The sequence below is a fragment of the Rhodococcus rhodnii NBRC 100604 genome (assembly GCF_001894925.1).
Classification (GTDB): domain Bacteria; phylum Actinomycetota; class Actinomycetes; order Mycobacteriales; family Mycobacteriaceae; genus Rhodococcus_F; species Rhodococcus_F rhodnii.
Map to the genome: position 1 here is coordinate 15,101 of NZ_BCXD01000025.1, position 24,735 is coordinate 39,835.

The 24,735-nt window shown below is 68.4% G+C and carries 28 protein-coding genes, 2 tRNA genes and 1 pseudogene; 17 read left to right on the forward strand and 14 right to left on the reverse strand.

Features of this window, described 5'->3' with window-relative positions; translation table 11 throughout:
- Window positions 1-12: 12 nt before the first annotated feature.
- Complete coding sequence (locus RR1_RS16790; RefSeq protein WP_010840104.1) at window positions 13-915, forward strand: major capsid protein; 903 nt, start codon at window positions 13-15, stop codon at window positions 913-915.
- Window positions 916-919: 4 nt separating this feature from the next.
- On the forward strand, window positions 920-1,093 hold the full coding sequence (locus RR1_RS22370) for a hypothetical protein (RefSeq protein ID WP_010840103.1): 174 nt from the start codon (window positions 920-922) through the stop codon (window positions 1,091-1,093).
- A gap of 1,107 nt (window positions 1,094-2,200) precedes the next feature.
- Here RR1_RS22370 and RR1_RS22945 read toward each other — a convergent pair.
- Both RR1_RS22945 and RR1_RS16795 read right to left on the reverse strand, forming a co-directional pair.
- A complete protein-coding gene (locus RR1_RS22945) occupies window positions 2,201-2,602 on the reverse strand; it encodes a tyrosine-type recombinase/integrase (protein ID WP_307718150.1) in 402 nt (133 codons plus the stop codon).
- Window positions 2,580-3,305 (reverse strand): tyrosine-type recombinase/integrase, encoded by a 726-nt coding sequence (locus RR1_RS16795; RefSeq protein WP_010840102.1) that lies wholly within the window; start codon window positions 3,303-3,305, stop codon window positions 2,580-2,582. Before RR1_RS16795 ends, RR1_RS22945 begins: the two co-directional genes overlap by 23 nt.
- Window positions 3,306-3,322: 17 nt before the next feature.
- Between RR1_RS16795 and RR1_RS22375 the strand changes: the two genes are divergently transcribed.
- The 8 genes from RR1_RS22375 (at window position 3,323) to RR1_RS16830 (ending at window position 7,886) form a co-directional block, all read left to right on the forward strand.
- Window positions 3,323-3,493, forward strand: a complete 171-nt coding sequence (locus RR1_RS22375) for a hypothetical protein (RefSeq protein ID WP_010840101.1) — start codon at window positions 3,323-3,325, stop codon at window positions 3,491-3,493.
- Entirely contained in the window at window positions 3,490-4,227 is a 738-nt protein-coding gene (locus RR1_RS16800) for a hypothetical protein (RefSeq protein ID WP_010840100.1), read from the forward strand. Before RR1_RS22375 ends, RR1_RS16800 begins: the two co-directional genes overlap by 4 nt.
- A gap of 270 nt (window positions 4,228-4,497) precedes the next feature.
- Window positions 4,498-4,821: a hypothetical protein gene (locus RR1_RS16805; RefSeq protein ID WP_010840099.1), complete on the forward strand. Its 324-nt coding sequence runs from the start codon at window positions 4,498-4,500 to the stop codon at window positions 4,819-4,821.
- 455 nt (window positions 4,822-5,276) lie between these two features.
- The gene (locus RR1_RS16810) at window positions 5,277-5,525 is read left to right on the forward strand and encodes a hypothetical protein (protein WP_040775298.1); all 249 of its coding nucleotides are present in this window, start codon (window positions 5,277-5,279) and stop codon (window positions 5,523-5,525) included.
- 78 nt (window positions 5,526-5,603) lie between these two features.
- Window positions 5,604-6,074, forward strand: coding sequence for a hypothetical protein (locus tag RR1_RS16815; RefSeq protein ID WP_010840097.1), 471 nt, complete (start codon window positions 5,604-5,606; stop codon window positions 6,072-6,074).
- A gap of 169 nt (window positions 6,075-6,243) precedes the next feature.
- Complete coding sequence (locus RR1_RS16820) at window positions 6,244-6,519, forward strand: hypothetical protein (protein ID WP_010840096.1); 276 nt, start codon at window positions 6,244-6,246, stop codon at window positions 6,517-6,519.
- A gap of 25 nt (window positions 6,520-6,544) precedes the next feature.
- On the forward strand, window positions 6,545-7,459 hold the full coding sequence (locus RR1_RS16825; RefSeq protein WP_040775296.1) for a GAF domain-containing protein: 915 nt from the start codon (window positions 6,545-6,547) through the stop codon (window positions 7,457-7,459).
- Window positions 7,443-7,886, forward strand: coding sequence for a Panacea domain-containing protein (locus RR1_RS16830; protein ID WP_071990787.1), 444 nt, complete (start codon window positions 7,443-7,445; stop codon window positions 7,884-7,886). The genes RR1_RS16825 and RR1_RS16830 overlap by 17 nt, the downstream gene beginning before the upstream one ends.
- Before the next feature lie 225 nt (window positions 7,887-8,111).
- Here the strand turns inward: RR1_RS16830 and RR1_RS23205 are convergent.
- Window positions 8,112-8,267: pseudogene (locus RR1_RS23205) on the reverse strand (site-specific integrase); the annotation flags it as partial.
- Between the two features lie 47 nt (window positions 8,268-8,314).
- The gene (locus RR1_RS16840; RefSeq protein ID WP_040775294.1) at window positions 8,315-8,620 is read right to left on the reverse strand and encodes a hypothetical protein; all 306 of its coding nucleotides are present in this window, start codon (window positions 8,618-8,620) and stop codon (window positions 8,315-8,317) included.
- Window positions 8,621-9,144: 524 nt separating this feature from the next.
- Between RR1_RS16840 and RR1_RS16845 the strand changes: the two genes are divergently transcribed.
- Complete coding sequence (locus tag RR1_RS16845; protein WP_010840093.1) at window positions 9,145-10,161, forward strand: alpha/beta hydrolase; 1,017 nt, start codon at window positions 9,145-9,147, stop codon at window positions 10,159-10,161.
- A gap of 4 nt (window positions 10,162-10,165) precedes the next feature.
- Here the strand turns inward: RR1_RS16845 and RR1_RS16850 are convergent, their stop codons facing one another.
- Together RR1_RS16850 and hisC are read right to left on the reverse strand one after the other, a co-directional pair.
- Window positions 10,166-11,839: a bifunctional metallophosphatase/5'-nucleotidase gene (locus tag RR1_RS16850; protein ID WP_010840092.1), complete on the reverse strand. Its 1,674-nt coding sequence runs from the start codon at window positions 11,837-11,839 to the stop codon at window positions 10,166-10,168.
- A gap of 80 nt (window positions 11,840-11,919) precedes the next feature.
- Window positions 11,920-13,008, reverse strand: a complete 1,089-nt coding sequence (gene hisC, locus RR1_RS16855; protein ID WP_010840091.1) for a histidinol-phosphate transaminase — start codon at window positions 13,006-13,008, stop codon at window positions 11,920-11,922.
- 94 nt (window positions 13,009-13,102) lie between these two features.
- Here hisC and RR1_RS16860 point away from each other — a divergent pair, with 94 nt between their 5' ends.
- The 4 genes from RR1_RS16860 (at window position 13,103) to RR1_RS16875 (ending at window position 14,779) form a co-directional block, all read left to right on the forward strand.
- Window positions 13,103-13,816, forward strand: a complete 714-nt coding sequence (locus RR1_RS16860; RefSeq protein WP_010840090.1) for a dienelactone hydrolase family protein — start codon at window positions 13,103-13,105, stop codon at window positions 13,814-13,816.
- A gap of 100 nt (window positions 13,817-13,916) precedes the next feature.
- Window positions 13,917-14,008: transfer RNA gene (locus tag RR1_RS16865), tRNA-Ser, on the forward strand.
- A gap of 36 nt (window positions 14,009-14,044) precedes the next feature.
- A tRNA-Arg gene (locus RR1_RS16870) sits at window positions 14,045-14,117 on the forward strand.
- Between the two features lie 347 nt (window positions 14,118-14,464).
- On the forward strand, window positions 14,465-14,779 hold the full coding sequence (locus RR1_RS16875; RefSeq protein WP_143153880.1) for a hypothetical protein: 315 nt from the start codon (window positions 14,465-14,467) through the stop codon (window positions 14,777-14,779).
- A 107-nt stretch (window positions 14,780-14,886) separates the two neighbouring features.
- On the opposite strand, the gene RR1_RS16880 is transcribed toward RR1_RS16875, so the two are convergent.
- From RR1_RS16880 to RR1_RS16890, 3 genes are all read right to left on the reverse strand, one after another.
- The gene (locus tag RR1_RS16880; protein WP_040775290.1) at window positions 14,887-15,927 is read right to left on the reverse strand and encodes an NAD(P)-dependent alcohol dehydrogenase; all 1,041 of its coding nucleotides are present in this window, start codon (window positions 15,925-15,927) and stop codon (window positions 14,887-14,889) included.
- 88 nt (window positions 15,928-16,015) lie between these two features.
- Window positions 16,016-16,438 (reverse strand): very short patch repair endonuclease, encoded by a 423-nt coding sequence (locus RR1_RS16885; protein WP_010840087.1) that lies wholly within the window; start codon window positions 16,436-16,438, stop codon window positions 16,016-16,018.
- 4 nt (window positions 16,439-16,442) lie between these two features.
- Entirely contained in the window at window positions 16,443-17,588 is a 1,146-nt protein-coding gene (locus RR1_RS16890; RefSeq protein WP_081634264.1) for a DNA cytosine methyltransferase, read from the reverse strand.
- A gap of 196 nt (window positions 17,589-17,784) precedes the next feature.
- Here RR1_RS16890 and RR1_RS16895 point away from each other — a divergent pair, with 196 nt between their 5' ends.
- Both RR1_RS16895 and ppk2 read left to right on the forward strand, forming a co-directional pair.
- Window positions 17,785-18,372 carry a putative glycolipid-binding domain-containing protein gene (locus RR1_RS16895; protein ID WP_071990786.1) on the forward strand — a complete coding sequence of 196 codons (588 nt, stop codon included), beginning with the start codon at window positions 17,785-17,787 and terminating at the stop codon, window positions 18,370-18,372.
- A gap of 172 nt (window positions 18,373-18,544) precedes the next feature.
- A complete protein-coding gene (ppk2, locus tag RR1_RS16900; RefSeq protein WP_040775316.1) occupies window positions 18,545-19,483 on the forward strand; it encodes a polyphosphate kinase 2 in 939 nt (312 codons plus the stop codon).
- Window positions 19,484-19,555: 72 nt separating this feature from the next.
- Here ppk2 and mbp1 read toward each other — a convergent pair whose 3' ends face one another.
- The 5 genes from mbp1 to RR1_RS16925 are packed head-to-tail and all read right to left on the reverse strand — an operon-like array spanning window position 19,556 to window position 24,689.
- Window positions 19,556-19,801: a microaggregate-binding protein 1 gene (gene mbp1 / locus RR1_RS16905; RefSeq protein ID WP_010840083.1), complete on the reverse strand. Its 246-nt coding sequence runs from the start codon at window positions 19,799-19,801 to the stop codon at window positions 19,556-19,558.
- A 35-nt stretch (window positions 19,802-19,836) separates the two neighbouring features.
- The gene (locus RR1_RS16910; RefSeq protein WP_010840082.1) at window positions 19,837-21,114 is read right to left on the reverse strand and encodes a glycerate kinase family protein; all 1,278 of its coding nucleotides are present in this window, start codon (window positions 21,112-21,114) and stop codon (window positions 19,837-19,839) included.
- A 40-nt stretch (window positions 21,115-21,154) separates the two neighbouring features.
- On the reverse strand, window positions 21,155-22,627 hold the full coding sequence (locus tag RR1_RS16915) for an SLC13 family permease (RefSeq protein ID WP_010840081.1): 1,473 nt from the start codon (window positions 22,625-22,627) through the stop codon (window positions 21,155-21,157).
- The gene (locus RR1_RS16920; protein WP_010840080.1) at window positions 22,624-23,283 is read right to left on the reverse strand and encodes a response regulator transcription factor; all 660 of its coding nucleotides are present in this window, start codon (window positions 23,281-23,283) and stop codon (window positions 22,624-22,626) included. Before RR1_RS16920 ends, RR1_RS16915 begins: the two co-directional genes overlap by 4 nt.
- The gene (locus tag RR1_RS16925) at window positions 23,280-24,689 is read right to left on the reverse strand and encodes a sensor histidine kinase (RefSeq protein ID WP_051111328.1); all 1,410 of its coding nucleotides are present in this window, start codon (window positions 24,687-24,689) and stop codon (window positions 23,280-23,282) included. Before RR1_RS16925 ends, RR1_RS16920 begins: the two co-directional genes overlap by 4 nt.
- Window positions 24,690-24,735 lie beyond the last annotated feature (46 nt).

The following is a 24,735-nucleotide window of genomic DNA, read 5'->3' on the forward strand; positions in this document are numbered from 1 at the left end:
AAGGCCACGACAATGCCCCCCTCACCGCTCGTCCCCGCCCTCGACAACAACCGCGTATCGTTCGACGCCATCCTGAAGAGCCCGGCGACACTGAACGCGAACATTGCCCAGCTCACGGCCAACCGGCTCATCATGCCCGCGCTGTTCGGCACATCCACGAACAAGGTGGAAGGCGGCGGACTCGTCTACTCCGTCCTCGTCCACGGTTCCAACTTCAGCATGCGCGACGTCGAGCAACGATCCCCGGGCGCCGAGTACATCGTCAACGACGGCGAATTCGACTTCGACCTCGCCAAGCCGCAGGACTGGGGATCGAAGATCCAGGTCCTCGACGAAGAGGTCCAGCGCAACGACACCATCACCCTCAAGAACAAGCTGATCCAGCAGGCCAACACCATCGTCCGCAAGATCGACCAGGTAGCCATCGCCGCACTCGACGCCGCCCTGAGTAAGCACAGCATCGCCCCCGTTCCCGGCCACAAGTGGCACGAGCTCGTCACCGCCGGCCCCAACGACCAGCTGACACCCAACGCGAACCGGCCGACCGCCGACTTCGCACGAGCCAACCTCATCTCCCAGGCGCAGGACCTCGGCGGCGGAACACTCAACGTCCTACTCCTGCACCCCGAGATGCACATGGCCCTCAAGATCGGCTACGGCGAAGGACTCGCAGCCGCCCTCGAGAGCGCCGGCATCACCGAGGTCAAGTCGTCCATGCTCATCCCCGTCGACACCGCCTACCTCGTCGAGCAGGGCAAGGCCGGCGTCGTCGCCTTCGAACGGCCCCTCACCACCGAGACCATCGACGACCGCCACCACCGAGCAACCTGGATCCAGTCCTACGCAGTGCCGGCCTTCGCCGTCACCAACCCGTCCGCCGCCGTCAAGATCACCGGCATCAACGCGACGAGCTGACCACATGCGAATGAGCATCGTCGGCGACAGCAGCCAGCGCATCAACCAACAGGAACTGATCGCCGAAGCCGACGCCATCGAGGCCGGCATCCAGCAGTACCTCGCCACACCCCGAACACGAGCCAGGAACAGGACCGACGACGGCGACGAGGTCTACCACGCACTGTTCGGGCACTGACACACAGCCTCGGCGTCAAACTCACCCCACTCGGACCCATGGACCGAGAGCTCACAACGGGAATGCATGGCAGGCGAGCCAGGCCCCCTTTTGTCAGACACAGACCCTGCCAGCGCCGAACACACGAGGGCCCCGGGACACCACCCGGGGCCCTCACCCACGCCCCCCAGAAAATCCAGGCACCCCCACCATCGAGACTCCGCAGCGGTAGTCCCGCTTTTTTACAGGGCCGGATTCAGTTCGCCGTTCCGCCGGCCCCGGCACAGGCTCGCGGCCGTGTGGAATTCGGCTCGGGGAGGGAAGAGGGGACTACCGCTGCGGGGTCTCCGACGGGTATTCCGGATTCGTAGGCCGACTACTGTCGTAGGACGGTCCTTGCCAGTCTTCCAGCGAGCCTTCCCGGACTCGGATCCAGCGGCCTCTCCGCCGCTTCTTGCCGCCGCCCAGGAGCCGGAGCCAGCGTTGCCCTTCCAGCCATCCCCAGAACCAGCCGGGCCGTCGCCATCGCCAATGTTCGATGATGCCGTTGCCCAGGTTTGCGCGAACTGCCTCGGTTCGGAGCCCCCGCCAGTATGTAGTGCTGTGGGTTACCCCGAACCATGCCCGGTGTTCTTCAGCGAGTGTGAGATGTAGTTCGACTGAAAGCGGGTCTGAAGTGCAACTGAGCTCCCGGACGCTCGAAACCTGGCCCTTCCACCGATCGGGCTCGACTCCCCACACCGTCGGGCGAACGTCCCGCCACACTCCGGGGCCGGTCGGGACCAATCGAGGCTTGTGTAGCCTCCGGAGCTTCCCATCCCCCTCGTCGACAGCTATCCCAGGTGTGTCGAGGTAGATCGTCAGCCCCACAGTCTCTCGGGCGTACTTCTCGGCGCGACGTTGCCACTCCATGTAGAGCAGCGTCACGATCGCAATGATCCCGGCACCGCCGCCGACCAGATTGAAGAAGGCCATAGCGGATCCTAGATCCAGGACTGCGGCAATCGCGCCGTGGCCACACTTTGGCCACACTTGCCCGCAATTCTGGGTTATCCAGGGTGATCGAGCACGACCTGAAATAGCAGGTCAGGACGGTTTTCGGCTCCTGGCCTCGGAGTTCGGAAGGGTTCAAATCCCTCCGCTTCCGCGGAGTGGCAAAGGCCTTGATCTGGTGTCAATCGCCAGTTCGGGGCCTTTTCTGTTGCTTGGGGTTTGTGTGGTCAGTCGGCCCGTGCCCACGTTTTGCCCACACTTGCCGCCGATCGTGCCTGATCGATCGCGCTGCCCACGGCCTCGAGGTCGTCGTCGAACAGGTCCGTACGTGTCGAGCGTCATCGCCGCGGACGCGTGCCCGAGCATCCGCTGGAGCGCCTTCACATTGACGCCGGCCCACACAGCCAGCGACGCCGCGGTGTGCCGGAGGTCGTGTGGAGTAACCCGGGGGACGCCCGACTTCTCCACGGCCTTCGTGAACCATCCGGTGAAGCTCACAGAGCGGCGCTGGTACTCACCGTCTCGGCCGGGGAACACGAGATCCTCGCGTCCCTTGCCCCCCGCATTCGCGCGCGAGCTCGGTGACCAGGAACTCGGGGACCGGCACCCACCGCGTCGTGTGACTCTTCGGCGTGCCGACGTGCATCTCCATGTTCACCTGAACCGCGTTGTCGACGACGTGTAGGCGCTTCCGTAGGAGGTCGAGGTGCTTGACCCGTAGGCCGACCGCCTCGCCCCATCGCAGGCCCGTGTAGGCGAGCAGGAGGACGAGTGTGCGTCGGTCGCCGGCCTTGCTCGCGAGCGCCTCGACTTGCTGGTGGTCGAGGTACACGCGCGCCTTCGGCTGCTTACGGGGAAGGTTTTCGACGCCGCGGGCCGGATTCTTCGCCAGGCGGCCGGACTTCACCGCGGTGTCGAGGATGCCGGCGAGGACGCCGTAGGCGCGGATGACGACGGACGGGCCGCGGCCCTTCACCTTCTCGCCGTCGACGGTCTTCGTGCGGCCGAGATCGGCGATCCAGTGTTCGACCGAGTCGAGGTCGACGTCGGCCAGGCGGACGCGGCCCCATCGCGGCTCGACGTGCACGCGCCACACCGTCTCGAGCGACCGGTACGCCGACGGTTTCAGGTCGGCCTCCTTGCGCTCGAGCCAGTCGGGCCCGACCTCGCCGATGGTGATGTAACCGAGTTTCGGCCGTTGGCTACTCGACCGCCAGAGCGTGACCGAGCAGTACGCCATGAGAAAGGTTGCCTGACATGGAAAGACGAAAGATCATCGACTACATCGCCGCGCTCGACGACGGCGAGTACCGCACCCTGCTGAGCGAGGCCCGCAACACCGCACCTCCGCCTCGGCCCCGGCCCGGCGTCGACCGGCTCGCGCAGGCATTCGACGACATCCGAACTGCAGAGCAGGGTCGCAAGTGAACGCCGAACGCATCGCGATCGACGGCAAGGGCTTCCAGCCGGTCGAGGCGACGCCCGCGCCGGCAACCCGAGACGAGGTTGCGGCCGACACCCCCGAGCAGGCATGGGCCCGGCACTACCTCCAGCACGTCGCCCCTGGCGTGCAGGCAGCGCTCGGCACGGCCACGCGCCAGGCCGAACGACAGTTCCGCGCAGCCCTCGCCGATCAGCCGTGGGTACAGGCCCTCGTAGACCTGGCTGCCGCCAAGCGCGGCCGCGACGTTGCGTCGGCGATGGTTGAGCGCGCGCACGCGGCGCTCGGGAGCGAACCGCCGCCGCGGAACATGGCGGCACTCGATTCGATCGCGGGATGGCACGACGGGCAGATCTCGCCGGACTTCCTCGCCCGGCCGATAGCAGCGGTTGTCGACGATGCAGCGAGCGAGAGAATCGCGCGCGAGATCGACGAGAGCAACGCAGCTGCAGACACCGTGATCGCCGACAGCGAGAAGCTCGCAGAGCTGCGCGACCAGAACGCGCAAGACGCTCAGCGCGCAGCGGACGATCCCGTCGCCAGGGTGAGGCTGGGAGGCGGGCGTATGGAGGTCGACACAGTCGACATCGACGGGACGAGCTACACCCGACACTTCAACCTCGACACCAACGAGTCGGTCATCATCGACGCCGACGGCAACGAGTACCGGCGCCCCCAGCAGTTCCGGGCGCCCGATTCCCCACCGGACTGGACGACGTAGCTCGGTATGGGCGTCAACGTCACCCCACCGCCAGGCAGCCGTCACGGTGCACGGGGAGCGATGGAGGGGGAGGCCACACTCGTTCGCAGCCGAAGACCCTTCCAGCGCCCACGGGACCGCCCACCGCAACCGGTGAGGCGGTCCCGCTCATCAGACCTGGCCAGGGGAGGGGCACACCCCCTGCGAGGGTCGGCGGAAGCCACACGGCGAGGCGTCCGATCTCCCCCCGACGTCCTGAACAAATCGGCCCTACCGAAAGGAGTCCGGACCGTGGCCACCACGACCCGAATCTCGAAGCCCCCGATGCCGCTGAAGACCGGTGGCCGACGCCTCTGGCGATCCGTCCTCGCCAGATTCGCCCTGGCAGAACACGAGAAGGTCATGCTGCTCGAATGCTGCCGCACCATCGACACGATCGACGACCTCGTCGCGATCGCCGCGGCCGATGGCGTCGTGATCGAGTCCCCGCAGGGCCGCAAGGCGCACCCGGCGCTGACCGAAGCGCGCCAGCAGCGGCTCGTTCTCACCCGATTACTGCGCATGCTCGGCATCCCCGACGACGCCGACGAGCCCGCCGAGGGCGACGATGCGTAGGCGCCGGCCGGACACCGCGACGCCCTAGCAGGCCGTCCCGGCACGCCTACGGACGTTCGACGCCGCCGACTGGCCGGCCGACACCGCTGCCGACAGTTACGAGCTGTGGTCGTCCGCCCGTGAGGCCTGGGCCGACGAGCACGGCTGGTCAGGTGGGGCGCTCGAGCTGTTTCGGTCCGCCCTCGATGCGAAATGCACGCTGTACGGCCGCCGCGCGCCCCGGATACCGACCTGACCGGGCTTCAACCCCGACTAGGTCCGGTCGGCGTCAAGCTCACCCGCGCCACCGTTCGCGCATCTTCATGTGGCGACGGGGAGGTAGGGCCGGCGAAGTGGCACGGCCTTCCTCACCGACCAGGACCCGACCAGCGCCGAACACCAGAACGACCCCGCGCGCCCATTACCCGGGTGCGTTCCGGCGTTCATGTCAGGTTTGTCCAGTACGTTGTCCAGCCATGAGCGAATACAACGGGCCGATCCCGATCACCACAACAGATGGCAAGTGGAAGGTCGGCGTCGGTCGATCGGAGGCGGGCGAGCAGAACGACGTCGAACTGTCTCTGTATCGAACCGATGAGGAGGGGCACATCGCGGAGCGCCTGGTCTTCGACCTCCTGCCGTCGGCTGCGCGGGAGGTGGGCCGCTGGCTCGGAGAGTCGGCTGACGTGCTGGACGCTGAGCATCCCAGCCATCCAAACCGATAGTTGGTTCTGCAAGGCATCCCGACTGGCGTTGCGCTGCCAAATCGGGCGTCGGATGCGCGATTCTTCGAAAGGACTGCCGTGTACTACCTGATCCGTCCCGACCTCAAGCTCGAGTGGTTCGACATCTCGAAACAGACCCTCGAATCGGTTCTCCGGAAGAACCCCGTCGATCTCGGTCAGCTGCAATGGGATCCGGCCGATCGGCCCTTTGACTTCGTGACGCTCCGTCTTGCCCTCCGCCAGGGCATTGCGTGCAGCAAAGGAATTGCTGTCGCAGGCACTGACCTAGTCCCTCTCGACCACCTCGCGCGACTGCTAGAAATCAAGTCGCTGTCAAGCGTCGAGTTGCCCGGCGAGGACCTTATGGAGGCCTTGATGCCAGGCTGGAAGAAGGAGACGGCCCGGCTCAACGCGACGATCGATGAGAGCCGGCGACAGCTCATCGAGGAAGCCCAAGAGGAGCTGACCGCGGCCCTCGCGAAATCTGCATCTGAGGACCTTGTCGCCCACTGGTCATCGATCGGTGGGGTGCTGCCGAGCCCCGTCTAGAAGGCGTTGAACAACCATGCATTCGACCCCCGAGCTCTCACCGCTCGGGGGTCGTTCTGTGTGGTCCTGAGGACCACGCAGGTCATCGCAGCAGCCAACCCCGATCAGGCTCGGATGTCCGATGCCCGTGCGAAACTAGGTCGCCCAGAAGGCGGGAGGGGAGTGCCAAATGCGCAGCCTGTTCGCATGGATCGCCGCGTTCCTCGTGCTCGCGTTCCTGCTGAGCTACTGGAAGTGGATCGTCGGCGCCGTGGTGCTCGGCATCGTCGTCTGGGGCGTGTACATGGCGACCACGGCGCTCGGTCACAAGAGGCGCGACCATCTCAATGGCGTCCGGGCGCGCCAGTCAGCGCTCGCAGCCCGTGCACAGATCCAGCACGAGCAGTACCTCGCTGGCGACGAACGGGGCCTGTACGGCAACTACCGGCCGGCGTCGCTGGACTGAAAGTGGTGCATGCCACAATTGTCCGGTGAAACGGGGCTGGGACAAATTCATCAGCAGTAAGCGGTGGGACGGGACTTGGATCTTCGTCGTCACTAAGATCCTCGCTGCGGGGGCGGCAGTACCATTCGCTTTCGCCTGGAAGGACGGCGCCGAACACCGGGTGCAGCTCGTAGTTCTCGGTGCGGTCCTCTATGTCGTTTCCTTTGCCGTGGATGCGCTGGTCAAGAAGTCCGAGCGGAAGCGTGCGGGCGTCATGGAAGCTGAGGTTGCGAAGGCACGTTCAGAGGCGATGAGGACGATCTGCAACTCGTTTTCTGGAATTCCGCAGTACACAACGAGCTTTCTCGCGCAGGTCGGATCCGGTGATTCGGAGACCCGACCCCATCTCGACCGGTACTTCGCCAACGTGATGGATAGCCTTGCGAAGGCTACTGCGACGCTAGAGTCACGCGTTTGTCTATACCTTGTCGATGGGGCGGAGCGCCCGCAGCATGCCGAGGATTCTATGACGCTTCTCTTGTGCGGAAACGGGATCGGTCGAGCAGATCCGCCGCGATCGGTGTTCGACTCGACCACTGACTACGGCAAGTTCGTGATCCAGCGGATGAACGAGAGGAAGGCGATTCGGGTTGAGGACACCGAAAAGCCCCCCGCTGAGCTGCGCGCCGTCCTCGACTGCACGGACAAGTACTACAAGACCTTCGTCGCAGTCCCCGTTACTTACAACGATCATGAGTACGGCATGCTGATGATCGACTCGCCGCAGAAATCTGCGCTCACGAAGGACCACGAGGTGATCGCAAACTTGTACGGCCGGTTCCTTGGAAGCGGATTCCACCTAGTTCAGCAGAGCCCCGCGAGCCTTCCTCGGCTGTCTGTACCCCGTGTTAGCGTCGACTCAGAGGTTAAGGGAGGTGGCGGAGATGGCATCGGTTCATGACTTGGCTGCGTACCTGACCAGCAAGTTTGGTGTCATCGGCACCATGAAGCTGGAGAAGCTCGTGTACTACTGCCAGGGGTGGTGGGTAGCACGAAATGACTCAGTGCTCTTCCCGGAACCGCTTGAGGCTTGGCGGATGGGTCCTGTCTGTCCTGACCTGTACCGCGAACATCGCCGTCGGAACTATGTCGACGCGTGGCCCATGGGAGATGCATCGAAGCTCGGCGACGCCGAACGTAGGCACGTCGATGCGGTCGTAGATGTGTACGGGGCTTACTCCGGTTTTCGTTTGGGGGACATGACCCACGAGGAAAGGCCCTGGAACGCGGCGATGGCCGCTGGGGGTCTCAACACGGAGATTGCTATCAGCGACATGCGCGCCTACTTCGCTGAAGCTGACCGTCAGGCCTCCAACTTCAATCGATGATGCGGGTCTGTGCCCACACTTTGCCCACACTTGCCCACGAATCTGGGTGAATCAGCGCGACTGGGCGTGACCGCTTCGCGCAGGTAGGACGCATTTCGACGCGCCGACTGGGAGGCTCGGGAGAGTTCAAATCCCTCCGCTTCCGCACGAGCTCTCCGCCTGTTTGTGCTGGTGGAGAGGCCTTCATTCCTGCTCCTGCTGCTCGGTTGCTCCCGGCCCGTCTGGTCACACATTGGCCACACTCGCTCGTGATCGTGCGCGATCGAGCGCGGTTCCAACGCCTTCGAATCGTCGTCGAAGATCCGCGTACGTGTCGAGCGTCAGGGCGGCCGATGCGTGCCCGAGTATCCGTTGCAGCGCCCCGAGGTTGACGCCGGCCGACGGGACGGCGATGCCGAGTCCGGCGGAGTCTCCCACCCCGCCGCCACTCAGGCCTTTTTCCCCCGACTGACCAGTAGTGGAATCAGGCGATCCCGCCAGACCGGGATACAAACGTGGCCGCTGGACATGCCGCCGTGGGCGAACTCTGTCCGGTAGACCTCATCAGCTAGCTCGGTTCGCAAGTCCGCGCCGACCACCGTGGTGAAGGCATCGAGGAGCGTCTCTTCCAACGTCGCGTCGTCATCGGGAAGCGGAAGGCCGGCCAGGTGCTCTCGGATCGCCGCCCACACATACGGATCGCCGCGCAGTCCCCACTGCTCCGGCTCCTCCCCGAAGAGTTGGTCCATCGTCATCGCTGCATCATGCCAGGTTTGCTCGCGGTGTCGATCGTCCAGACGGCAGTCCCCCGATCGGGTGCACAGTGATCCCGTTGAACTTTGCCGCCGCGCTTCCGGACGTGGACCGAGTTCCCGATCCGCCTTGCCATGGTTCCTTTCGACGAGCCACTAGGAGTAGCCGCGGACAGGTGTCGTACACGGTGGTGCGTGCCGAGGGCGTTCGCACAGTTATCCGGGTGGACGGAGCACTTCCCCGAGAACACAGGGGCCGGAGTGTCCGAATCGAGCCAGGGGCTTCCGTCCACGCGGGCGAGACGACGTCGGTCGGCAGGCGAGAGGTCGCCTCGCGCGGGACTAGCTGCTGGCACTCGCGCAGGGCGACTGTCATGGCCACTGCCCGCGTGATGCCTGGTCGGCGCGAACCGAACTCGGTCCCGGCAGGCACATTCTCCGTTACCGGGCCGTGATGAAGTCTGGCGGCTGCGGCTGTACTGTGCGCAGGGTTGCGTTTGCCGAACGAGGGGTAAGGGATCTTGAGAGTGGGCCGCCGAGTCGTCGCTGTCGCCGGAGTCGCTGCGGCGGCTGCCGTGCTGGGATCGACCGTCACCGTCGCATCGGCCGAGCCCGTCGACCCGACGGCCGGGGCGGTGGACTCGCCGCGCAGCGTGGGCGCACGCCTCGACCGCGTCGAGCAGATCACCGACACCCGGACGGCGCTGTTCGTCGAGTCGACCGCGATGGGCCGGATCGTCCAGGTCCAGGTCCTCCACCCCGCGAACGAGACGCCGCGCCCGTCGCTCTATCTGCTCGACGGCGTCGGCGCGGGCGAGGAGTCCGATTACTCCGAGAGCACGTGGACCCTCGAGACGGACGCCGTCGACTTCTTCGCCGACAAGCCCGTCAACGTCGTCCTGCCCGTCGGTGGGACCGGCGCCTACTACACCGACTGGCTGCGTCCCGACTCAGGCCTCGGCCAGCCGCAGTGGGAAACCTTCCTCACCGAGGAGCTCCCCAGGATCATCGATTCCGAGATGCACGGCAACGGCGCCAACGCCGTCGCGGGCGTGTCGATGGGCGCGATGGGCGCCGGCAATCTGATCACCCGCCACCCCGACTTGTATCGCGGCCTGACGGCGTTCAGCGGCTGCCTCGACACCACCGATCCGATCGCTCGCGATTCGGTGCGCAGCACCGTCGCCTACAAGGGTGGTGATGCAGCGAACATGTGGGGCTTCGACTCCGATCCCGCCTGGACCGCGCACAACCCCGCCGCGAACGCGGAAGCGCTGCGTGGCAAGCAGATCTACGTCTCGACGGGTAACGGGCTTCCCGGACGCTACGAGACGGGTGGTGTCGCCGATGCGCCGCGCATCGCGATCGGCGGCCCGCTCGAGGCCGCCGCCAACTACTGCACGCAGTCGTTCGAGCGCAAGATGAACGCGATGCAGATCCCCGCGACGATCGTCTATCACGATCAGGGCACGCACTCGTGGCCGTACTGGCAGGACGAGATGCGGCGCGCGTGGCCGGACATCGCACGCGCACTGGAGATCTGATCGCTCAGGTCGGAGCGGAGATCCGCTCCGTCGACGGCACCGGCACGGGCGAGTTGACGCGCAGATAGTCGACGAACGCGGCGAGATCCGTCCCGACCTGGACGCGGTCGCGACCGGAACCGAGTGCGCGGAAGCCGTCCCCGCCGTCGGCGAGGAAGCGGTTGAGCGCGACGCGATAGTCCCGATCGAGGGCTATCGCCTCGCCGTCCAGCGCGAGGCCCGACACGCGATCGCCCGGCCGGGCCGCCGCCTCGAAGGTGTACGAGAACCCTTGTGACGGCGCGAGGATCCGCTCGATCGCCTGCCCGTCGCGATCCTGGATCTGTTGTTCGAGAGCTTCTTTCAGCTGTTCTCCGGTCAGCGTGACGACGACGAGATCGTTCTCGAACGGCTGCACGGCGTGCGCGTCGGCGAACGTCACGACGCCCTCCGCATCGCCGTCGAGGTCGGCGCGCACCCCGCCCGGATTCGTCAGGGCGAGTTGCGCTCCCGCGACACGGGCGGCGGACAGCTGCGCATCGGCCACGAGGTTGCCGAGCGCCGACTCGCCCGTCGGGCCCGTTCGTCTGCTCATGGGAGCCGCGAGCACACCGACGCGCCGGGCGGCCTGATCGGCGGCCTTCTCGTTCGCGCGATCGACGATGGCGGCGACCTCGGCGTCGGGCGTGATGTCGTGGGCGACGGTCTGATTGAACGACGTGGTGCGCTCGCGGACGACGTCGCCGGTCGCATGATCGAGTACGAGGTCGGCGACGGCGATCCCCTGGCCGCGCGAATGCGGGTTCATGACGACGCGTGGATTACCGTCGGGATCGGTGACGGTGCAGTCGTAGCGTGCGGCGTTGTCGCCGGTGAACACGACGTCGATGAGCGGCGACGCGGCGGCGGCGAGCCGGTGGCCGGGGCCCTGCCGTTCGTCGCACGGCGGCGCGGGAGAGCCGGCGTCGTCGCTCTCGTGCAGCAGCAGGACGATCGCCGAGACGCCGAGATAGTCGAGGGTGCGGGCGGTGGCGTCGATCGCGTCGAGCTCGTCGGCGAAGCGGAACTCGTCGCGCACGCCGGGTGGCAGTGCCGCGGGGGTGTCGGCGGGCAGCGCCGAGATGACGCCGACCGGGATCCCGTCGACGTAGTCGACCGAGAAGGGCATCGCGACGGGCGTTCCGTCGGCGGTCGTGGTGTTGGACGCGACGAGCGGGAACGTCGCCCCACCGAAGGTGTCGGAGTAGCGGCAGCCGGTGTCGGGATGGCACCCGCCTCCACGGAGGCGGGCGAATTCTGCTGCACCGGCGTCGAGTTCGTGGTTTCCGACTCCCGACGCAGCCAGATCGAGATGGCCGAGGACGTCGACCGTCGGCTCGTCGTGGAACAGCGACGACGCGACGCCGGACGCACCCCAGTTGTCGCCCACCGAGTACAGCAGCGACTTCGGTGCGTTGTGGCGCAACTGCTCCAGATACGCGGCGAGATAGGCGACGCCGCCCGCCTCGACGCGCCTACCGTTGGGCTCGGTGACGTTGCTGCTCTCGCCGACGGGAGCCTCGAGTGTGCCCTGCAGATCGGTGATCGCGAGGAGTCGAACCGAGGTCGTCTCGGACGGTGCCGCGCCGGCCGGAGCGCTCGTGAGAAGCAGGAGCGGCGCGACGAACAGCGCTGCTGCGATCGCACGCACTCGGCGCATCTCGGCTCCTCCCCGGCAGGACTCACCGAGTCTGGCAAGTAGGGGTCACGAGACGTCTACTCGGCGGTAACGGTTGCGTCTCATAGTCCGGCGAGTGTGCGCACCTCGGCCGTCGCGGCGAAGGCCAGGAAGCGGTCGTTCTCGTGCGGATCGCCGACGGTGACGCGCACCCCGTCGTTGCCGTACGGGCGCAGCAGCAGCCCCGCCTGTGCGGCGGCATCGGCGTACGCCGACGACCGTTCTCCGAGTGGGAGATACACGAAGTTCGCGTCCGAGTCGGGGACGGTGTACCCGGCCTCCACGAGCCCCGTACGGACGCGGTCGCGTTCGGCGACGACGCCGTCGGTACGCGCGAGCAGCGCATCCGACGCCGCGAGCGACGCGATCGCCGCTGCCTGCGCGGGCGCGCTCACCGAGAACGGGATGTGCACCTTGCTCAGCGCCGTGACGATCGCCGGATCCGCGACGGCGTACCCGACTCGGATACCGGCGAGGCCGTACGCCTTGGAGAACGTCCGCAGCACGACGACGTTCGCGCGGCCTCGCGCGAGCGCGACACCGTCGGTGCCCTCCGCGGGATCGGCCCACCGGTGGTACTCGAAGTACGCCTCGTCGAGCGCGACGACGACGTGCGCGGGCACGGCGTCGAGGAACTTCTCGAGTTCGGCGCGTCCGAGCGAGCGGCCCGTCGGGTTGTTCGGGTTGCACACGAACACGAGCCGCGTCCGGTCGGTGATGGCGTCGAGCATCGCGGGCAGATCGTGGCCGAAGTCGGCATCGAGCGGCACCTGCACCGGGACGGCGCCCGCCACCCGCGTGACGATCGGATACGCCTCGAACGAGCGCCACGCGAACACGACCTCGTCGCCCTCGTCGCACGTCAGCTGCACGAGCTCCTGGCACAGCGACACCGATCCGCACCCGACGGCGACGTGATGCGGCGGCACGCCCAGGAACTCGCTCAGCGCCGTCACGAGCGCCCGCGCACCGTTGTCCGGGTACCGGTTGGCCGTCGTGACGGCCTCCGCGACGGCCGCCGCGACCTCGGGCAGCGGGCCGAGCGTCGTCTCGTTGCTGGCGAGCTTGATCGCCCCGGGAAAGTCGCGGCCCGGAACGTACGCGGGCAGCGAGTCGAGATCGGGCCTGATGTGCGGTGCCGGGGAATCCACAGTCCAGATTATGCGCGCACCCCGGGGCGCTGCCGCAGGCCCGTCGGGGCCGGAATCGTCGCGCTGCAGGTCCACGCGGTGGCACAGTGGACACATGGCGGGCATCACCACCGAGAATGTGCCGCTGCGCGACGACAGCGCGACGGTGCCGCTGGCGGTCGCCGAACCGGACGGCAGGCCGGTGCGCGGCGGCATCGTCGTGCTGCACGAGAGCAGGCGGTTCGGCGAGAGCGTGCGGCAACTGTTGCGGTCGCTCGCCGACGAGGGCTGGCTCGCCGTCGCGCCCGACCTGTTCCATCGCCGGGACGACGGCGATGTGGGCGTCTTCGGCTCGGACCTGTTCGACGACTTCGACGCGTCCTTCGATTGGCTGCTCTCGCGCGGCGTCACGGGCGACCGCGTCGGTGTGCTGGGGTTCGACGACGCCGGCACCGCGGCGGTCACCGTCGCCGTCGAGCGTCCCGTGGGGGCCGCCGTCAGCGTCGCGGCGCGGGGCGTCCTCACACCGCTCGCGCCCGGCGCGCCCGCCCTGGTCGAGGCCGTCGCGACGCTCGCGGCCCCGTGGCTCGCGCTGTACGGCGACGACGACGACGAGACGACGCCCGAGCACGTCGAGAGGCTCCGTGAGGCCGCCGCCCACGCGCCCGTCGCGGCGCTCGTCGTCTCGTATCGGTCGCTCGCGCATCGGCGGAGCGAGCCCTCGCTGTTCTCGGACGGTGTTGACGGGTTCTCCGACGGCGCGGACGAGGAGGACGTCCTCGATGCCCGCGATCGCGTGTTCGAGTGGTTCGACGGGAACCTGCGGTGAGCGCCGCCCTTCTGTAAGTCCCTGACCACCCGTTTTGCCTTTGCTACCCGAACCTGTGTAATCTTTCGACCCGGCGGTTCGAGAGAATCGAAACCCCCAGGGAGGCGTGCCAGAGCGGCCGAATGGGACTCACTGCTAATGAGTTGTCCTCTTTACGGGGGACCGGAGGTTCAAATCCTCTCGCCTCCGCCACGCCGACGTCCGTCGTCGGTGAACAAATGAAGATCTGCGCCCGTAGCTCAACGGATAGAGCATCTGACTACGGATCAGAAGGTTAGGGGTTCGAATCCCTTCGGGCGCACAGTGAGAGACGCCCCACGCGAATCGCGTGGGGCGTTTCTCGTCGCGCTGTGTGACGTGCATCTCTCGCCCAGCCCCCGCGCCTCCGAACGCTCCCGCGCCACGCCGTGATGACACGCCGTTACCGCTGTGATTCGGCACAGTGATCTTCTCGACCCCTCGGATAACGAACAGGTCTCGTGTTCAATCGTCTGCGGGGATGCGGCCGATCGAGCCGCGTCACTTCCGGGGGAGACCTGTACGGGGGATTACTCGCGACTGCGCGGAGTGTCGGGGGACACTCGCGTGCCCGGACGGAGGAAACTGCTCTATGCAAGGGAAGGCAACGGCCAGGCGGTGCATCCTGTGATGAGTACCTCGACAGCGCTCGTGATCATGATCGCGACGGCCCTGATGGCGCTGGCCACGGTGGTGGTGGCGCCGCGCCGGCTCGACGCGGTCGGACCGGTTCACGTGCGGTATCGACGCCGCGCAGACGACGACTCGGTCGGCGAGATGATCGACTCCGTCTGCGTCATGCGCAAGGACGAGCTGGAGACGATGATCGAGTCCCTCTTCGCTCGCGAGCGTGCGCTCCGCGCTGCGGACCGCGTGGACGAGGCGCGGGCGATCGGCCTGCACAAGTTCATCTGCATCTCGGAGCTGCGGTCACGCCGGTTCTGACGGCCGCAGCGCACCCGCTCGCGGGTGGCGGGACATGAACGACAACCGAACAGACGAGAACCCGACCGACCGCGAATTCGTCGCGGTCGGTCGGTTTTTGTGAGCGGTCACGGAACGACGACGGCCCGCCCACGCAACTCGTTGGCCGCGAGCCTGCGGTACGCCTCGGTGCCGTCGTCGAGCGAGAAGCGTTCGACGGCGACGTCCAGGACACCGTCGCGCGCGAGGTCGAGCACCTCGATGAGTTCGGACCGCGAACCCCAGTAGGGAGCGCGGACCGACACCTCGTGCGGCTGCGCCCAGTAGCCCACTCTCGCGGCGGCCTTGCCGTCGCCGAGCCCGACGATCGAGACGTCGCCGAGGGTGCCGACGACTCCCATCGCGATGTCGATGGTCGGCTGATATCCGACGAAGTCGAACACGGCCGCGGCGCCGCCGGTGCCGGTGATCTTGCGGACGTTCGCGACCGCGTCGTCGTTGCTGAGGACGGCCTCGTGGGCACCGACCTCCTTCGCGAACGCGAGCTTCTCCTCGGTGACGTCGAGCGCGATGATCCGCGCGGACGTCAGGTGCGCGAGCATCTGGATCGCGACGTGGCCGAGCCCGCCCGCACCGATGACGACGGCCGTCGCACCGCCGTGCAGCTTCGGTAGCGACGCCTTGATCGCGTGGTACGGCGTCAGGCCGGCGTCGGTGAGCGACACCGTCTCGACGGGGTCGAGGTCGCCGATGGGGACGAGGTGGCGGGGATCGTCGACGATCATGTACTCGGCCATCGCCCCGGCGGTGCCGAGCCCGGGCGGGAAGATCCCGAGGTCCTGGGCGCGCGAGCAGTAGTTCTCGAGTCCCTGCGAACAGAACCAGCACACGCCGCAGCCCCACGGTCCGTAGACGACGACGGACGTCCCCACATCGATCGTGTCGACACCGGGCCCCAGTTCCTCGACGACGCCCGCGCCCTCGTGACCGAGGGTCATCGGCAGGGGATACGGGAAGGCGTCCGCGGGCATGCTCATGACGAAGTCGTCCGAGTGGCAGGCGCCGGCCGCCGTCACCTTCAGCAGCACCTGCCCCGGTCCGGGGGTGGGCTTGTCGATCTCGCGCAGTTCGGGTTCGGCTTGCGGTGTCACCATCTGGATAGCCCTCATCGCCCACTCGCTCCTTCGACTCGGTGCGGCAGTTCATGCACTGCCACGCATGTGTCGTACGAGTTCATTGTCGCGTCGTGGCGGTGTGTCAGGGGCGAGTTCTGCCGAGTGCGGCATCCACACGATCGGCGGCCTCGCCCGGCGCTTCGTGCTCCCACACCCGCACGACGGTCCATCCCGCCTCGCGCAGGCGCGCGTCGGTGTCGCGATCACGCGCGACGTTGGCCGCGAGTTTGTCCGCCCACCACTGCGCGTTGTTCTTCGGTGCCGTCGCGTGCTGCGGGCAGCGGTGCCAGAAGCAGCCGTCGACGTACACGGCGACCTTGCGGCGGGGAAAGACGAGGTCGGCGCGCCGCCGGACGCCCCGCACGGGCGCGCGGTCGACGAAGTAGCGGCGCCCACGGCGATGGAGTTCGCGCCGCACCGCGAGTTCCGCGGCGGTGTCCCGGCGCTTCTGCCGCGACAGGCGCAGGCTCGTCGCGGGATCGGTGGGCGGGCGGGACGCGGTCATCGGCTCAGGCCGCGGCCTCCGGGAACCCGCCCATCCGAAGGAGGTGATCCTGCACGTCGTCGAGGAAGCCGGGCGCGAAACGCAGATTCCCCATGCGGGTGCGGCGCAGGAATCCGGCCGTCGCGCGCGCGGACAGCAGGCGTGCGTCGTCGAGGAAGCCGCTGAGGTCCTCGTACGGCTGCTGCACGGGCCACGTCGAGGTGTGGACGCGGTACGCGACGTGGTCGCGGCCCCATGCCGCGCTCGGCCACGGATCGCCGGGGAGCAGCGGTGTCTCGCGGTCGGGGGAGTAGTCGACGGGCGACTCGAGCCGTTCGCCGATCCACGACGCCATGCGCACGCTCACGGCGTTCCCGACGAGCTTCCACCGGTGACCGGCGCGCAGGCCGGCGTCCGTCGTCGCGGGCAGGGTCCAGTCGGGATCGAAGCCCTGGAGCCGTTCGGCGTCGGTGAGCCCGGGCGTCACGATCTCGCCGGACGGCAGATGGACGGCCGGGGGGCTCGCGATTCCCACCGACGACCCGCCCTTGAGCGTGGGAACGGCATTGACGGCCCACCCGAGGCCTCGGGTGCCCTCCGTCCAGTAGAAGCCGCACGGATGCTGCGAGGGGTCGCCCACGCCCCGATCGCCGGCGTCGTCGCCGAACAGGACGGCGCGCGGGTCCTCGGTGCGGGACGCGAGCATGAGGACGCGCTGACGGCGCTGCGGCAGGCCGAACGAGCGGGCGTCGACGACGCGATACGCCCACGCGTAACCGAGGTCCTCGAGCGACCGCGTGATGTGACGCATCGCGGCGCCACGGCCGAGCTGCAGCATGAAGGGGACGTTCTCGATCACGAGCCACCGCGGCCCACGCTTGCGGCGCACGAGCCGGAAGACCTCGTCGACGAGGCCCGACCGCGCGCCCGTGATGCCCGCGGTCCGTCCGGCCTGGGAGAGGTCCTGGCACGGGAAGCCGGCCGCGACGAGTTCGATGTCCGCGGGGAGGGAACGGAGCCGGGTGACGTCGGGGTGCACGGGGACGCCCGGGAACCGCGCTCGCAGCACCGCCTGCGCGCCGGGGTCGATCTCGCACAGCAGTTGCGAGCGCCACCCGAACTCGGAGATGCCGAGCTCGAGTCCGCCGATACCGGCGAACAGGCCCACCATGTTCCCCGTCGTCGTCACCGGCACCCTCTTCCGAATTCACACTTGTGCTCCAGCACGTTACTCGAGGGTCCGGCCGCGTCCGAGCAACGACCCGGCGCAGTGTGTGGTTCGTCCCCCGGTGGAGTCGGCGGGTCCGGCGGCCCGGATGGGCGGGGCCGTGCTACGCCGGGGCTCGCCGTCGCCTACCGTAGAGCGGGTGAGCAGCCCAGCACCCGTTGCCCGGACTTTCCCCACGATCTTCACGTGGCGGTCGCACACGGCACCCCGCATGGAGTCGGTGCGGGTTCAGCTCGCCGGACAGCGCATCAAGGCGTCCGGCCGCATCGTCGGCGCCGACAGCGCCGAGCACCCCGCGTTCAGCGCGTCATACGATCTCGTCACCGACGAGGCCGGCGTCACGCGGCGGCTCTCGATCCGCCTCGCACTCGCGGCGCGCGAGCGGCAGATGTCGATCAGCCGCGACGAAGAGGGCACCTGGATGGTCGAGGACGGCTCGACCCATCAGCGGTCGCGTTTCGACGGCGCGCTCGACGTCGACGTCGTGCTCAGCCCGTTCTTCAACACGCTGCCGATCCGCCGTCTCGGTCTCGCGCAGCAGGCCGAGGACATCGAACTGCCCGTGGTCTACGTGAGCCTGCTCGATCTCCGCGTCGAGGGCGCGACGCTCACGTACAGCAGCGGCGCCGACGGCATCCACGTCCTCTCGCCGGTGTCGAGTTCGACGGTCGCGGTCGACGAGGACGGATTCGTCGTCGACTACCCGGGGCTCGCGGCCCGGATCTGAGACCGCCGCGTCCGATTCCGTCCAGCGCGGGACCTTCGACTCCACGCACCGAGTTGTCCGGACGAGTAGCGTCGAAGGGGTGAGTGACTCGTCGAAATCCAGCTCGAAATCCGGCTCTGCCTCGTCGAACGGCAAACGCGCCTCGAACGGGAAGCAGGCCGACGACTTCGAGATGGCCGATCCGCAGCAGATCGACGTCACGCCCGAGATCGACGAGATCGGCGAACTGCTCCGGAAGAAGGGGCCCAAGCGGTCGGACGACGGCCCCGACGCGCCCTGGCGTCAGGGATACCCGTACGACACGAAGATGAGCCGCCGGCAGTACGAGCGGCGCAAGCGGGCGCTGCAGATCGAACTGCTCAAGTTGCAGGCGTGGGTCAAGGAGAACGGCGAGAAGATCGTGCTGATCTTCGAGGGCCGTGACGCCGCCGGCAAGGGTGGCGCGATCAAGCGGTTCACCGAACACCTCAACCCTCGTGGTGCGCGCGTCGTGGCGCTCGAGAAGCCGACCGAGCGCGAGCAGACGCAGTGGTATTTCCAGCGTTACGTCGGGCATCTGCCGGCGGGCGGCGAGATCGTGCTCATGGACCGGTCCTGGTACAACCGCGCGGGCGTCGAGCGCGTCATGGGCTACTGCACGCCCGCCGAGTACCTGGAGTTCACGCGGTCGGCCCCCGAGTTCGAGCGGATGCTCGTCAACTCGGGCATCCACATCGTGAAGTTCTGGTTCTCCGTCGGCAAGGAGGAGCAGCACGCCCGGTTCCTCGCGCGGAGCACCGATCCCGTGAAGCAGTGGAAGCTCTCGCCGACCGACCTCGCGAGCCTCGACAAGTGGAACGCGTACACGGACGCGAAGGACGCGATGCTGTTCTACACGAACACCCCGCACGCGCCGTGGACGATCGTGAAGTCGAACGACAAGAAGCGGGCGCGGCTCGAAGCGATGAAGTGGGTGCTCAACCGGTTCGACTACACCGGCAAGGACCCGCGCGTCGTCGGCAGGTCGGACTCGCTCATCATCGGTTCGCCGGACACCGTCTACGACGAAGGCGAGCGGCCGATGAACCGCTTCCCCGATCTCTCGGTGTGGCCGAAGGACTCGGTGGGCTGACAGAGCAGGACACCTACAGCGAGGGCCGCCGGGAGATCTCCCGGCGGCCCTCGTCGTGTCGATCGGGGCGGGTCAGTCGCCCGACTGCTCGACCTTCTGCTGCTGTTCCTTGGCGGCGGCCTCGGCGCGAGCCTTCTCGGCTTCGGCCTCCTTGGCGGCGGCGTCGCGCTGGGCCTCGGCCTTCTCCTGCTGGGCCCTGCCCTCGCGAGTCAGATCGTCGCGGCCGGCGACGGCTCCCGCCGCTTCCTTCGCCTTGCCCTTGACGTCTTCGACGACACCCTTCACCGCTTCTGCAGGACCGGAGTTCTCATCGACCATCACACGCTCCCTTCTCGAGTTGTCGCCTTGCCCTCTCAGTGTGGCGTGTCGACGGGGAGCGGTGGGGTGGCGCGGCCGACGACCGGCCGGTTCGTGTGCGTCGTCCGCCGACTGCGCTTGGCGCGGGCCGAGACGGCGCCACCCAGCAGCACCATGCGCATCGTCCGTTCGGCCGCATCGGTGAGGAGCCGTTCGGCCTCGGCGACTGCTTGTTCGAGTGGCATCGGGACCGGGATGATCGAGGCGATCGCGGCGATTCCGACGTCGTGTACGGCTGGGGCGCCACGCCCGAGCGAGCCGGCGATCGCGAGGACGGGAACTCCGCGCTCAGCGCATCGCCGTGCGATCTCGGCGGGCACCTTGCCGCGCGGTGTCTGGAAGTCGATCGACCCTTCGGCGGTGATGGCCAGATCGGCCTTTCCGATCCTGCGATCGAGGTCGATGCCGCACAGGCCGGAGTCGAGCAGGGCGTCGAATCGGGACGACAGGCGCGCGCCGAGCCCCCCGGCGAGGCCCGCACCGAGTCCGCCCGAGGCGCCGCCGACCGATGCGGTACGCAGATCCGGGCCCGGTCCGCGTGCCCGCATCAGGACGTCGGCCCAGGTGTCCAGTGCCGCATCGAGCTGCGACACCTGTTCGGGCGTCGCCCCTTTCTGCGGACCGAACACCCGCGCCACACCCGCGGGACCGCACAGCACGTTGTGAGGATTACCGGCGACGACGACGGTGGTGTCCCGCGCACGGGGATGCAACCGAGACAGATCGAGCCGTGCAGCACGGACGAGCCGGCTGCCGCCGTGCCCGCCGAGCGGCTCGCCCGCCGCGTCGAGGATGCGGGCACCGAGTGCTTCGAGGGCGCCCGCGCCGCCGTCGCACGTGCCCGAGTCGCCGCACCCCACGATGATCGTGTCGACGCCGTCGTCGAGTGCGGCGGCGACGAGTTGGCCCACCCCGTGCGTCGTCGTCGCTCCCGGGTCGCGCCGGTTGCGCGGAACGAGAGAAAGACCAGCGGCAGAGGCCATCTCGACTATCGCGATCGACGATACCGCGCCCCCGAGTCTGCCCCAGTGGGCCGTGACGGGCTCACCGACCGGCCCGGTGACCGTCACCGGATTCAGACGACCGCCGGTCGCCGAGACGAGCGTCGCCGCGGTTCCCTCGCCGCCGTCCGGGACGGGAACGAGATCCACGCGAACTCCGGGAAGTGCCCGCCGCACACCGGCTCCGATCGCCGCGGCGACGGACTCGGCCGACAGGCTCTCCTTGAAGCCGCTGGGGGCGATCAGGACTCGTCGCGGAACTCGGATCGTCACGGTGATTCCTTCGGGATTCGGGGGTGGGTGGGGAGTCGCGTCAGGAGGTGGGCAGGCCGAGCGCAGGCCACACCCAGAGGGTGAAGGCGAGCAGAAGCGCCGCCGACACCGGCGCCAGCGCGGCCGAGTATCGGAGCAGGTCGGCGGGCGCGAAGCCGGGAACGTCCTCGGACCTCGCGAACATCGCGACGGGTTTCGCGGAGCTCGTGAGCGTGTGACAGAAGCCCGCCGCGGCCGTCGAAACGAACACCGCCGTCGCCGGTGGGACGCCGAGTGTCGTCGCCGTCGCGACGATCACCGGGATCAGTACCGCGGAACGGGCCGAGCGCGACTGGATCAGCAGATGCGCAGCGAGCGAGACGAGCACGACCGTCACCAGGAACGCCGCCTGCGCGTGATCGCCGAGCGCTGCGACCGGCGCGAACACGGACTCGGCGAGCCACGCGGTCGCCCCCGACGTCGTGAGCGCGAGCCCGAGAGCGAACGTCGCCGCCATGAACAGCAGCAGTGGCCACGGCACCGCCGCGACGGCGGCGCCGAGGGTCGTGACGCCGAGGCCGGGAGCGGTCGCCGCGAGTGCTCCGGCCAGGGCGACGATCGCCGGGTCGATCCCGTGCCATTCGCCCGTGCACCACGCCAGCACGACGGCGGTGAGCACGATCAGGATGCGGCGTTCGGGATCCGTCCACCGGCGCGGTGACGAGAACGAATCTCCCGGGATGTTCAGTGGCCGAGTGCGATCGGTGCGATCGGTGAAGACCGTCAACGCGATCTCGGCGGCCAGGTGAGACCACACGACCGCGAGCGGAAGACCGAGCACGAGCCACTGCACGTAACCGAATCCGTGTCCGGTTGCCGCGCGCAGGATCTCGCTGGACACCAGGTGTGCGCCCGCGCCGGTGAGGGACGCGACCGCGGACGTGAGGATCACCGACGGCACCGCGACGGCGAGCGCGAGCACGACCCGTGGCCGGTCCGCGAGAACGTGGGCGAGCGCGAGGAACACGGGGAGTGCCAACGCCGCACGCCCCGACGTCGCCGGAATCACGAACGCCGACAGGGTCAGCAGGGCCGTCGTCGCGTGGATCAGGCCGCGTGGTGTGCCCACCCGGGTGACGACCGCCGAGACGAGTCGCGTCGGCAGACCCGTCGTCGTCACCGCTGCAGCGACGACGAATGCGCCGACCAGCAGCCAGACGGCGGATTCGCCGAGTGTCCCCGTGAATTCCGGGACCTCGAGCGGGCCCAGCACGACCAGCGAGATCGCCGCGCCGAGAGCGACGTACGTGTCGTCGAGCGGAGTGAAGATCCACAGCCACACCGCTGCGACGAACACCGCGAGTGCCACGGCGCCGTCCCGGGAGAGCTCACCGCCCGCAGCTGCGGCGACGACCCCGGCGCCGGCGAGCGCCGCGACCACGAGCGACACGACGACATGCCACGCCGGGCGCGTTCGCCCGGCCGGCGACGTGCGTGCGGGCGGGGGACTCGTGCGGAACTCGGTGATCGTCACGTCAGCCGGTATCCCATCCCGCGTACCGTCGCGAGCCGTTCGGCGCCGATCTTGCCGCGTAGCGCCCTGACGTACACGTCGACGACGTTCGACGCGGGATCGAAGTCGTAACCCCACACCCTGCCGAGGATCTGCTCGCGGCTGAGGACCTGATCCGGGTGGCGCAGAAACAGATCGAGCAACGCGAACTCGCGTGCCGTGAGATCGACGCTGCGGTCGCCCACGCGCGCTCGCCGGGTACGCAGATCGAGTTGGAGGTCGCCGCGCGTCAGCCGGTCCGCGGCGCCGGCGGTCGGTTCGTCGGCGAGCCGCAGCCTGACGCGCGCGAGCAGTTCCGCGAACTGGAACGGTTTCGTCATGTAGTCGTTCGCGCCGCCCTCGAGCCCGGCGACGGTGTCGTCGACGCTGTCGCGTGCGGTGAGCACGACGACCGGAGTCGTGACGCCCTCGCCGCGCAGCCGGCGCAGCACGGTGAATCCGTCGACCTTCGGAAGCCCGATGTCGAGCACCACCATGTCGTAGCCGCCGGTGCGAGCGAGCGTGAAGGCCTGCTCGCCGTCCGCGACGTGGTCGGTGGTGTAACCCGCTGCGCGCAGGCCCTTCCCGACGAAGGAGGCGATGTGGACATCGTCCTCGGCGATGAGAATGCGGCTCACATCCGCTCCTTTCGGTCGTCTCCGTCCCGCATCTCGCGGACCGAGACGGGTTCGGTGGGCAGGTCGATTCCGAACGTCGCGCCGTCACCGGGAACGCTGCGCACCCACGCCGCGCCGTGATGTGCGTCGGCGATGGCGCGCACGATCGCCAGTCCGAGTCCGGCACCGGGACGCCGTTCGGTGGTCTCGGCGGCCGTCGCGCCCCGCTGGAATCGCTCGAAGATCGTCGCGGCGTCGTGGGGTGAGACGCCTGGCCCGTCGTCGGACACCCACAGCGAGAGCGACCGCGGCGACGAGCCCCCGTCGACGAACCGCGAGCCGAGCCGGATCGTCGAGCCGTCCGCAGTGTGCTCGACGGCGTTGGCCGCGAGCGCGAGCACGGCCTGGGTGACGCGCTGTGCGTCGATCCACGCCGTGCCCTCGGCGATCTCCATGAGGTGCCAGCGGCGTTCGCCGAGCGGCTGGACCTTCGACTCGATGTCGAGCATCGTCTGCGCGACGTCGACGGGCCGAGGGACGACGAAGTCGGGCTGCTCGGCCTTCGCCAGCATGAGCAGGTCGGCGACGATGCGCCCCATCCGGGCGAGTTCGGAGTCGACGAGGGCGAGCGTTCGGCCGCGCTCCTCCGGGTCGTCCGGTAGGAGTTCGAGGTGTCCACGCACCACCGTGATCGGGGTGCGCAACTCGTGACCCGCGTCGTCGACGAACTGTCGTTGCGTCGTGTACGCGGCTTCGAGGCGGTCGAGCATCGCGTTGAACGTCTCGGCGAGTTCGGCGATGTCGTCGTGACCTGCGACGGGGACGCGGGCAGTGAGGTCGCTCTCGCTGATGTCGGCGGCGACGGCCCGCACCGTGCGGACAGGGTGCAGTATGCGACCGGCGACCAGATACGCGACGCCCGCCGTCAGCACGAGACCGAGCAGCGAGACGATCGTGATGGTGCGCATCGTTCGGTCGACGGCCGCGCGGCCCGTGTCGACGAACGCGCCGACGACGAACGAACCCGCGCCGGCCGTGCTGTCGACGTCGACCCGCCCCCATCGCAGTTCGCCCGCCGGTGTGTCGACGATGCCGGCCGTCTCGGGTGTCGCGAGCAGAGTCGTGAAGAACGACGGGCCCACCTCGGCGGGGAACTGGCCTCGCACGGTGTCGAGGACCGCGCCGTCCGCGACGCCGACCATGACCTCGCCGTCGGCGGGCGACTGCCGCAGCAGATACACGTCGAGCAGGCGTGCGATCGACGTGAACGGCCGCGTCGTCGCGGGATCGACACCCTCGGCCGCGAAGGTACGGAACTCGTCCGCCTCCTGTGCGAGGTCGGAGTTGGCGCGTGTCTCGACGTCGCGCAGCAACAGCGTTCCGGCGGTGACGAGCACGACCGACAGGAGCGCGAGCGTGGTCACCATGATCCACGCCGTGATCTTCCAGCGTGCCGACAGCGGCGGCACCGCC